The 10,372-nt window shown below is 64.0% G+C and carries 9 protein-coding genes and 1 pseudogene; 5 read left to right on the forward strand and 5 right to left on the reverse strand.

The features are described from left to right. Nucleotides 1-50 precede the first annotated feature (50 nt). On the reverse strand, nucleotides 51-1,025 hold the full coding sequence (locus tag IB249_RS29350) for a 2-hydroxyacid dehydrogenase (RefSeq protein ID WP_192309851.1): 975 nt from the start codon (nucleotides 1,023-1,025) through the stop codon (nucleotides 51-53). A 174-nt stretch (nucleotides 1,026-1,199) separates the two neighbouring features. Further along, on the reverse strand, nucleotides 1,200-2,168 hold the full coding sequence (locus IB249_RS29355; RefSeq protein WP_192309853.1) for a LysR family transcriptional regulator: 969 nt from the start codon (nucleotides 2,166-2,168) through the stop codon (nucleotides 1,200-1,202). A gap of 195 nt (nucleotides 2,169-2,363) precedes the next feature. Here IB249_RS29355 and IB249_RS29360 point away from each other — a divergent pair, with 195 nt between their 5' ends. From IB249_RS29360 to IB249_RS29375, 4 genes are all read left to right on the forward strand, one after another. Next, nucleotides 2,364-3,863, forward strand: coding sequence for an efflux transporter outer membrane subunit (locus tag IB249_RS29360; RefSeq protein WP_192309856.1), 1,500 nt, complete (start codon nucleotides 2,364-2,366; stop codon nucleotides 3,861-3,863). A gap of 115 nt (nucleotides 3,864-3,978) precedes the next feature. Then, nucleotides 3,979-6,159, forward strand: coding sequence for an FUSC family protein (locus IB249_RS29365; RefSeq protein WP_192309858.1), 2,181 nt, complete (start codon nucleotides 3,979-3,981; stop codon nucleotides 6,157-6,159). After that, on the forward strand, nucleotides 6,149-6,349 hold the full coding sequence (locus IB249_RS29370; RefSeq protein ID WP_192309861.1) for a DUF1656 domain-containing protein: 201 nt from the start codon (nucleotides 6,149-6,151) through the stop codon (nucleotides 6,347-6,349). The genes IB249_RS29365 and IB249_RS29370 overlap by 11 nt, the downstream gene beginning before the upstream one ends. Before the next feature lie 10 nt (nucleotides 6,350-6,359). Then, the gene (locus IB249_RS29375) at nucleotides 6,360-7,223 is read left to right on the forward strand and encodes an HlyD family secretion protein (RefSeq protein WP_192309863.1); all 864 of its coding nucleotides are present in this window, start codon (nucleotides 6,360-6,362) and stop codon (nucleotides 7,221-7,223) included. A 35-nt stretch (nucleotides 7,224-7,258) separates the two neighbouring features. On the opposite strand, the gene IB249_RS29380 is transcribed toward IB249_RS29375, so the two are convergent. From IB249_RS29380 to IB249_RS29390, 3 genes are all read right to left on the reverse strand, one after another. Further along, on the reverse strand, nucleotides 7,259-7,654 hold the full coding sequence (locus IB249_RS29380; RefSeq protein WP_192309865.1) for a DUF4440 domain-containing protein: 396 nt from the start codon (nucleotides 7,652-7,654) through the stop codon (nucleotides 7,259-7,261). A 124-nt stretch (nucleotides 7,655-7,778) separates the two neighbouring features. Beyond that, complete coding sequence (locus IB249_RS29385; protein ID WP_192309867.1) at nucleotides 7,779-8,603, reverse strand: SDR family oxidoreductase; 825 nt, start codon at nucleotides 8,601-8,603, stop codon at nucleotides 7,779-7,781. 30 nt (nucleotides 8,604-8,633) lie between these two features. Further along, the gene (locus tag IB249_RS29390; RefSeq protein ID WP_192309870.1) at nucleotides 8,634-9,098 is read right to left on the reverse strand and encodes a multidrug transporter; all 465 of its coding nucleotides are present in this window, start codon (nucleotides 9,096-9,098) and stop codon (nucleotides 8,634-8,636) included. 159 nt (nucleotides 9,099-9,257) lie between these two features. Between IB249_RS29390 and IB249_RS29395 the strand changes: the two are divergent. Further along, nucleotides 9,258-10,372: pseudogene (locus IB249_RS29395) on the forward strand (toxin); the annotation flags it as partial.

Below are 10,372 nucleotides of genomic sequence, written 5' to 3' on the forward strand. Positions count from 1 at the left end.
ATTGCAAGGTGTGCGACGGGGCAGACGCCGACAACGTCTGCCCGTGTTGATCAGCCTTTCCAGACTTGCGGGTTCACCAGGTCCTGCGGGCGTTCACCCAACAGCGCGCTGCGCAGGTTGGCCAGGGCGCGATTGGCCATGGCTTCACGGGTTTCGTGGGTCGCCGAGCCGATGTGCGGCAAGGTCACGGCGTTTTTCAGCTGGAACAGTGGCGATTCGCCGAGGGGTTCCTTCTCGTACACATCCAGGCCGGCGCCGCGAATCCGGTTGTTTTGCAGCGCCTCGATCAGCGCCGGTTCGTCCACCACCGGGCCACGGGCTATGTTGATCAGAATCGCGCTGGACTTCATCAGCGCCAGTTCGCGATGGCTGATCAGATGCCGGGTCTTTTCGCTGAGCGGCACCACCAGGCAGACGAAATCGGCTTCGGCCAGCAACTCGTCAAGGCTGCGGAACTGCGCGCCGAGTTCCTGTTCCAGCGCGGTCTTGCGGCTGTTGCCGCTGTAGAGGATCGGCATGTTGAAGCCGAGTCGGCCGCGACGGGCAACGGCGGCGCCGATGTTGCCCATGCCGACGATGCCCAGGGTCTTGCCATGCACGTCGGTGCCGAACAGCGGGGCGCCGACCGAGGCCTGCCATTGGCCGGCCTTGGTCCAGGCATCCAGTTCAGCCACGCGGCGGGCGCTGCTCATGAGCAGGGCGAAGGCCAGGTCGGCGGTACTTTCGGTGAGCACATCGGGCGTGTTGGTCAGCATGATCCCGCGTTCGTTGAAGTACGGGACGTCATAGTTGTCGTAGCCCACCGACACACTGGACACCACTTGCAGCTTGCTCGCGTTCTCCAGCTGCGCCCGGCCGAGCTTGCGGCCCACGCCAATCAGGCCGTGGGCGTGGGGCAGGGCTTCATTGAATTGCGCATTGATGTCACCGGCCTTGGGGTTCGGCACGATGACCTCGAAGTCCTGCTTGAGGTGTTCGATCATTTCAGGCGAGATGCGGCTGAAGGCGAGGACGGTCTTTTTCATGGGTGGCGGGCTCGTCGGGCATGGAGAATGCCAAGCACGCTAACATTCTTTCCCCTGTGGGAGCGAGCCTGCTCGCGATGAGCCCACTGACAACGCGCACGAGCAGACTGAAAGCGTCATCGTTGACGATCATCGCGAGCAGGCTCGCTCCCACAAGGGGGGGCGGGAGCGAAATCAGGTGGCCAGTCGCGCGCCGCTCAGGCTTCCGCTCAGCTCATACGCCGCCAACTCTGCCTGATGCGCCGCGAGGATTTCCGGCAACGAACCACGCAGGTACTCGACCCAGGTCTTGATCTTCGCGTCCAGGTACTGGCGCGACGGGTAGATCGCATACAGGTTCAGTTCCTGCGAGCGGTAGTTGGGCATCATGCGCACCAGCGAGCCGTTGCGCAGTCCTTCAATCGCGGCGTACACCGGCAGCACGCCAACCCCCATGCCACTGATGATCGCGGTCTTCATCGCGTCGGCGGAGTTCACCAGGAACGGCGAGCTGTTGATGGTGACTATCTCCTGGCCTTCCGGGCCGTCGAAGGCCCACTTCTCCAGTGGAATCACCGGGCTGACCAGGCGCAGGCAGGCATGGTTGAGCAGGTCGCTGGGCTTTTGCGCACAGCCGTTGGCTTTTACATAGGCTGGCGAGGCGCAGACGATGCTGTAGGTGATGCCCAGGCGCTGGGAAACAAACCCCGAGTCCGGCAACTCGCTGGCCAGGACGATGGACACGTCGTAACCCTCGTCCAGCAGGTCCGGCACACGGTTGGCCAGGGTCAGGTCGAATGTCACGTCGGGATGCGTCTTGCGGTAGCGGGCGATGGCATCGATGACGAAGTGCTGACCGATACCGGTCATGGTGTGCACCTTGAGCTGGCCGGCCGGGCGCGAATGGGCATCGCTGGCCTCGGCCTCGGCTTCTTCGACATACGCCAGGATCTGCTCGCAACGCAGCAGGTAACGCTTGCCGGCCTCGGTCAGGGCGATGCGCCGGGTGGTGCGGTTGAGCAGGCGGGTTTGCAGGTGGGCTTCCAGGTTGGAAACCGCGCGCGAGACGTTGGCCGTCGTGGTATCGAGTTGTACGGCGGCAGCGGTGAAGCTGCCCGCTTCGGCCACGTAGCTGAAGGCGCGCATGTTTTGCAGGGTGTCCATGGAGTGCTCTCGGGTGCGATGGCAAATTGTGACACGAAGTTTCAGGGTCTGAGACCCCCGACTTAGGGATTATCGCGCGAACGGTAATAAAGATTCACAGGAATTCCAGCTTATCGCCGTCCGAGGCCACCCCTAGAATTACGCCGTCCCGCCCTCCGCCCTCGTGCCTCTCCCTATTTTCAGGAAATTGCAGCAGTGCCGCGTCGCATTAAAGGAGCGTTTCAGACGCTCAGTGTTCTGGCTTTAACCCTGGCAATCAGCGGCTGCATCGGAACCGGAGGCATTGCCCCGCAAGGCAAGGCACTGGAAGCCAATTCTCTGGCCACCGACGAAGCGATCCAGAGCGCCGCGCAAGACGCCAACTGGCCCTCGACGCAATGGTGGCAAGCCTACGGCGACCCGCAACTGAACCACTGGATCGACCGTGCGTTGCAAGGCAGTCCGACCATGGCGATGGCGGCGGCGCGGGTACGCCAGGCCAAAGCCATGGCCGGCATCGCCGAGTCGGCCGAGTCGCTGCAGATCAATGGCGAGTCGACCCTCAAACGCCACAACTGGCCCACCGACCCGTTCTACGGGCCTGGCGACCTGGCCAACACCACGACCTGGGACAACAACGCCGCGCTGGGCTTCAGCTACACCCTCGACCTGTGGGGCCGCGAAAGCAACAGCACCGAGCGTGCCGTCGACCTGGCGCACATGAGCGCCGCCGAGGCGCGCCAGGCCCAGCTCGAGTTGCAGAACAACATCGTGCGCGCCTACATCGAACTGTCGCTGCACTACGCACAGCGCGACATCGTGGCGGCGACCCTGCAACAGCAACAGCAGATCCTCGACCTGGCACAAAAACGCCTCGACGGCGGCATTGGTACGCACTTCGAGGTCAGCCAGGCCGAGACGCCATTGCCGGAAACCCATCGCCAGCTCGACGCGCTCGACGAAGAAATCGCCCTGAGCCGCAATCAACTGGCGGCCCTGGCGGGCCTTGGCCCGGGTGAGGGGGCGCCGTTGCAGCGACCGACGCTGATCCTGGGCGCGCCATTGAAACTACCGTCGTCGTTGCCGGCGCAATTGCTCGGCCAACGCCCGGACGTGGTCGCCAGTCGCTGGCAAGTGGCGGCGCAGGCCCGTGGCATCGACGTCGCGCACGCCGGTTTCTACCCCAACGTCGATCTGGTCGGCAGCCTCGGCTACATGGCCACCGGTGGCGGTGCACTGGAGTTCCTGACGGGCAGGAAACTCAACTACAGCGTCGGCCCGGCGATCTCGTTGCCGATTTTCGACGGTGGCCGCCTGCGTGCCGAACTGGGCGAAGCGTCCGCCGGGTATGACATCGCCGTGGCCAGGTACAACCAGACACTGGTCAATGCGTTGAAGAACATTTCCGATCAATTGATTCGCCGCGAATCCATGGACAAGCAGCAGGCCTTCGCCGCCGAGTCCGTCGCCACCGCGCAGAAAACCTACGACATCGCGATGATCGCCTACCAACGCGGGCTCACCGATTACCTCAACGTGCTCAACGCCCAGACCCTGCTGTTCAAGCAGCAACAGGTCCAGCAGCAGGTCCAGGCCGCGCGCCTCAGCGCCCATGCCGAGCTGGTGACGGCGCTCGGCGGCGGGCTGGGCGCGGGCAATGATGTGCCCAAGGACAGTCGGACGCTGCCCCCGAAAAAACCGGCCATGCTCAAATGAACATCGTATCCAGGGTGGGAGCGAGCCTGCGCGCGACAGCGGCCTGTCCGCCAATGCACATCTCGCCTGACACACCGCCATCGCGAGCCGGCTCGCTCCCACAGGGGGCGGCTCGTTGACGACTTTACGCTGGCTGTACTCGCTTGACTGGCGCCGGGGTTTCTTCGACTGGGCACGCAGCGACGGCGTGACCTGGGTCTACATCTTCAAGGTGTTGCTGGCCGCGTTCCTGACCCTGTGGCTGGCGATGCGCCTGGAGTTGCCGCAGCCGCGCACGGCGATGATCACCGTGTTCATCGTCATGCAACCGCAGAGCGGCCAGGTGTTCGCCAAGAGCTTCTACCGCTTTCTCGGCACCTTGACCGGTTCGGCGGTGATGGTGGCCCTGATTGCCCTGTTCGCGCAGAACACCGAGCTGTTCCTCGGTTCGCTGGCGATCTGGGTGGGCATCTGCTCGGCAGGGGCGGCGCGTTATCGCAACTTTCGCGCCTACGGCTTCGTGCTCGCCGGCTACACCGCCGCGATGGTCGGTCTGCCGGCCCTGGCCCATCCTGACGGCGCGTTCATGGCGGCGGTGTGGCGCGTGCTGGAAATTTCCCTGGGGATTCTTTGCTCCACCCTGGTCAGCGCCGCGATCCTGCCGCAAACCGCCAGCGCGGCGATGCGCAACGCGTTGTACCAGCGCTTCGGTGTGTTTGCGTTGTTCGTCACCGACGGGTTGCGCGGTCGCAGCCAACGCGAGGCGTTCGAGGCGGGCAACGCGCGTTTCAGTGCCGAGGCGGTCGGCCTGGAGGGGCTGCGCAGCGTCACCGTGTTCGAAGACCCGCACATGCGCCGGCGCAACGGGCGGTTGAGCCGTCTCAACAGTGAGTTCATGGGTGTCACCACACGCTTCAACGCCTTGCACCAGTTGCTCGAACGGTTGCGTGGCGCTGCCGCCGAGCATGTCGTGGCCGCCATCAAGCCCGGGTTGCAGGACCTTGCCGAAGTGCTCGACGGTTTCAGTGGCCGCGCCCTGACCAGCCCGGATGCGGCGCGTCTGGTGCTGGCCCTGGCCGCCTACAAGGAAGCGCTGCCGGCGCGGGTGCGCAGCCTGCGGGCGACGTTCCAGGAGCGCGCGCCGAGCGACGCCGAGTTGCTGGACTTTCATACGGCCTACGAACTGCTGTATCGCTTTGTCGACGACCTGCACGGTTATGCACAGACTCACGCCTCCCTGGCCGATCACCGTCACGAGCGCGAGCAGTGGGACGAGCCTTTCACACCGCAAACCAACTGGATGGCCTCGGCGGCGTCGGGCATTCGCGCGGCGTTCATCCTGGTGGTGCTGGGCAGTTACTGGGTGGCGACGGCATGGCCGAGCGGGGCGACCATGACCCTGATTGCGGCGGCCACGGTCGGCCTGTCCGCCGCCACGCCGAACCCGAAACGCATGGCGTTCCAGATGGCTTGCGGCACGTTCCTCGGCGCGCTGATCGGTTTCGTCGAGATGTTTTTCATCTTCCCGTGGATCGATGGTTTTCCCTTGCTGTGCGTGATGCTGGCGCCGGTGATCGTGCTCGGTTCGTTCCTGACCTCACGCCCGCAATACGTCGGGGTCGGACTTGGCCTGCTGATCTTCTTCAGCACCGGTTCGGTGCCGGACAACCTGACGATCTACAACCCCTACGCCTTCATCAACGACTACATCGCCATGGTGCTCGGGATGCTGGTCTGCGCCGCTGCCGGGGCGATCATCATGCCGCCCAACAGCCGCTGGTTGTGGCGTCGACTGGAGCAGGACCTGCGCGAACAAGTGGTGTACGCGATCAGCGGCAAACTCAAGGGCCTGGCGTCGAGTTTCGAAAGTCGCACCCGGGACCTGTTGCACCAGGCCTACGGTTTCGCCGCCGGCCAGCCGCAGGTGCAGCGGGACTTGCTGCGCTGGATGTTCGTGGTGCTGGAAGTCGGCCACGCGATCATCGAATTGCGCAAGGAGCAGGCGATCCTGCCGGTGCACCCGGCCTACGCCGAATCCCAGCCCTGGCGCCAGGCGATCCGCGTGATGGGGCGCTCGCTGGTGCGCCTGTTCCTGCAACCGAGCGCCAGTAACCTGGAGCGTGGACTGGTCGCGGTGGACCATGCGATCAGCCGGGTGCAAGCCACCGACGAACCCTTCGCCCCGCACTTCGACACCTCGGCGTTGCGCCGGGTGAAGAGCTACCTGCACTTCATCCGCAGCTCATTGCTCGATCCGCAATCGCCGCTCGCCGCCTACGTGAATACCTCGCCCCAAGGACTTGCCCATGCCCCGTGAGATCGCCTTCCACGGCGTGTACATGCCGACCATGACGCTGATGTTTCTGATCGCTGCGGTCCTGGCCTGGGCGCTGGACCGGTTCCTTTCCGGCTTCGACCTGTACCGTTTTTTCTGGCACCCGGCGTTGCTGCGCCTGAGTCTGTTTACCTGTCTGTTCGGCGCCCTGGCGCTGACGGTCTACCACTGAGAATGCCCTGATGAAAAAGCTTTTCAGCCTGCTCGCCACATTGCTGGTGCTGGCCCTCGCGATCTGGGTCGGCCGGACCCTGTGGGAGCACTACATGAACACGCCCTGGACCCGCGACGGCCGGGTGCGCGCCGACATCATCAATGTCGCCGCCGACGTCACCGGGGAAGTGGTGGACGTGCCGGTGCGCGATAACCAACAGGTGAAGAAGGGCGATCTGTTGATGCGCATCGACCCCGAGCACTACCGCCTCGCGGTCAAGCAGGCGCAGGCACTGGTGGCTTCACGCAAATCGACCTGGGAGATGCGCAAGGTCAACGCCCACCGCCGCGCCGACATGGACAACCTGGTGATCTCCAAGGAAAACCGTGACGACGCCAGCAACATCGCCGATTCGGCCCTGGCGGATTACCAGCAGGCGCAAGCCCAGCTGGAAGCGGCCGAACTGAACCTCAGGCGCACCGAAGTGCGCGCGGCGGTGGACGGTTACGTGACCAACCTCAATGTCCATCGCGGCGACTATGCGCGCATCGGCGAAGCCAAAATGGCCGTGGTCGACATGCATTCCTTCTGGGTCTACGGCTTCTTCGAAGAGACCAAGCTTCCGCATGTGCGAGTCGGCGACAAGGCCGACATGCAACTGATGAGTGGCGAGGTGATGAAGGGGCATGTGGAGAGTATTTCCCGCGGCATCTACGACCGCGACAACCCGCAAAGCCGTGAGCTGATCGCCGACGTGAACCCGACGTTCAACTGGGTGCGGCTGGCGCAACGGGTGCCGGTGCGGATACACATCGACGAAGTGCCGGAGGGGGTGCTGCTGGCGGCGGGGATCACCTGCACGGTGGTGGTGAACCCGTCCGAAACCCTGTAGGCGCGTATCGCTCCCACAGTCGAAACTGGCGGGACTCACTCCTTGCAGAACGTCTCGTGAAGGTGCCGCCAGAGAATCCTGCCGTCCACCTTCTCGAACACCACTGTCGAGCGCCGGTCGGAGTGCAGACCGGTGGCATCGGTCTGCTGTTCGCGGTAACTGACGGTGGCGCCGGTGTCGTGCAACGCCAGGCCACATAACTCGCTCAGCTCGATGCGGAACCCGAGCTTCTTGCCGCCGGCCAGCAGGAACAGTTCGTTCAGCGCGGCGAAATCCAGCGCCCGACCCAGGGGCGAGACCATGGAGAACTGCGGCGAAAAACGCATCAGCAGGTGTTCGAGTTCGGCGGCGTCGCGTTCTTCGGCCAGCCATTGCTCGATGGCCACGTGGGCCTGGATCACTTCGTCGAAGTATTGGGTGTAGTCGGTCATGGTGTTTCCTTCAGAGCTTCAGCGTCTGTTCTGCCGTCATCGCGAGCAGGCTCGCTCCCACAGGGGGCGGCGTGCACGGTCAAAATGTGGGAGCGAGCCTGCTCGCGATAAGGTCGCTGCGGTATCAGAGCTGGCCACGCAACCCAAACCGCCGCATCAACGTCGACTCCAGCACCCCTTTGGGCAACAACCCCGCCATCAGCGGCAACGCCCGGCTGCCATTGCCCAACCGCACCAACCTCGGCGGCTTGTCCTGCCGGACGGCCTTGAACACCCCGGCCGCGAATTCACTGGCCGGCGTCGGGTTGTCCTGGGATGCCTTGGCCCGGGCGCGGATGCCTTCACGCAAAGCGAACCAGGGCGATTGCTCGCTGATCAACTGCTCGGCTTCCTGCCCGGCATTGCGGGCGAAACTCGAGGCGATAGCCCCCGGCTGCACTTCCATCACCCGCACACCGAACGGGGCGAGTTCCATGCGCAACGCATCGCTCAAGGCATGCACCGCTGCTTTCGAGGCGCAATAGGCGCCGGCGAACGGCGTGACCAGTACGCCCGAGACGCTGCCGATGTTCACCACGATCCCCCTGGCCCGGCGCAATACCGGAAAGAAAGCCCGGGTCACGCCGACGATGGCAAACACATTGGTTTCGAACTGGCGCTGCATGGCGGGTACACCGCCGTCCAGCAGCGGACCCATGGCGCCGTAACCGGCGTTGTTGATCAGCACATCCAGGCCACCGTGCTGTTGATTGATCTGCTCGCTCAACTGCTCCAGCGCCCGGCCATCATTGACGTCCAGTTGCACGGCGTTGAAACCCGCCGCCGCCAATGCCGCGACATCTTCGGTCTTGCGCGCGCTGGCCCAGACCTGGTATCCGGCCGTCTTGAACACATCGGCCAGTGCGCGGCCAATGCCGCTGGAGCAACCGGTAATCAACGCAACAGGCATGGCGCGTTCCTTGTGTAGAAAGAGAAGGGGTCAGTCGGAGAAACTGCCTTGCAAATGCTCGGCACGAAACTCCAGGGTTTGTGGACGATAACCGGGTCGCAGGGGCGGCATGGGCAAGCAATCCTCCCAGCTGGCGCCGGCCTGCAACTCGCCGGGTCCACGATAGCGCGGCGCGCTGTACTGATTGTCCGCGAGGTTGACCGTGTCGCCCGGCGCATAAGCGGCGACACGCCAGCGCAATTCGGTGAGCGGCACCTCGTTGCCGTTGTTCATCGTCAGTTGCAACGGACGATCTGCCGGGCATTGTTGCGGCGCGTAGGCGATGCGCAACTCAAGGCGCGCCAGTTGCTTGACCTCGCGATTGTCCATCCAGATCACCCAGCTGGCGACCAGCCCCAGGCCAATGGCAGCCGCCACCGAGACGGGCAAGGCTTTGGCCGGGTAACGGACTAACAGAATCAACCAGGTGATGACCAGCAGGACGCCAATGAACATGTCGCACAACCTCGCGCAAGAGAGGGCCATCCTACCTAAGGGCAGGTGAGCTTGGCGATGGGCGAGCGCGGTTGACCGTTTGTCGAGCCTGTAATTTGTGACAGTAGATACACGTCGCGTTTGAGCATTAGCTGCTGCAAACCGACTTGAAGACGCGTGATGCAACCTCCGCTCGCTTCCCTGCACCGCGACACACCAAAACTGGCGGTCGTTGAACCGAGGGGACTGGCTGTGCGCGTGGTGGACTATCACCGTGCAGCCGCCAGCGATACGGTACAAGCACAGGTCAATCACACGGCCCATGACCCGCAAGGGCGAGCGAACGATCTGCGGGATCCGCGGTTGTTCCTTGAGGCGTCGTCACCGGCCAACCTGAGCATGACCCATAGCCTGAGCGGCGCTGTCTTGTGCAGCGTCAGTGTGGACGCGGGCCTGCGTCTCAGGCTGTTGGGCGAGGACGGCCAGCCGGTGCACGATTGGGATGGCCGGGGCGCCCGGCGCTTGATGCATTATGACGCTCAACGACGGCTGACGACCTTGTTCGAGCAGGCACAGGGTGGCGAAGCCGTGTGTACGGAGCGTTTGAGCTACGCGGCCAACGATCAGGCGGCAGCCGATCACAACCAATGCGGGCGGTTGATCCAGCACGATGATCCTGCCGGAACGCTGCACTTCATCCATTACGCTTTGACCGGTTCGGTGCTGGCGCACAGGCGCCATTTCAGCGATGCGCCACTGCCCGGTTTCACGACGTCTGTGCGCCTCAATCCGCTGGGCGAGTCGCTGTCCCGGACCGATGCCCAGGGTAACGAACAGCAGTTTGCGCAGTCGCTGGCCGGTCATTTACGCAGCGTGTGGTTGCGCCTGAGCGACACGACCGAGCGACGGCCAATCGTCGCCGCCATCCATTACAACGCTCAGGATCAGGTCGAGAAGGAAGTCGCCGGCAACGGCGTGGTGACCACGCTTGAGTATTGTGCGCAAAGCGGGAGGTTGACTCGGTTACTGTCGCGGCTCGAACAGCACGCTCCCTTGCAGGACCTGCAATACGCCTACGACCCGGTGGGCAATGTGCTGAGCATCGAAGACGCCGCACTGCCGGTTCGCCACTTCGCCAATCAGCGGATCGAGCCGCTCAACCGCTATCGTTACGACAGCCTTTACCGCTTGATCGACGCCACAGGGTGGGAGGCCGGAGGCGTCGATCATGGGCCGGCGTCCAGGGTCGGCGCTGACCCCGCCATGCCCGGCAACTATCGCCAGACCTACCGCTA

It is taken from the genome of Pseudomonas sp. PDM04 (genome assembly GCF_014851765.1).
Classification (GTDB): Bacteria; Pseudomonadota; Gammaproteobacteria; order Pseudomonadales; family Pseudomonadaceae; genus Aquipseudomonas.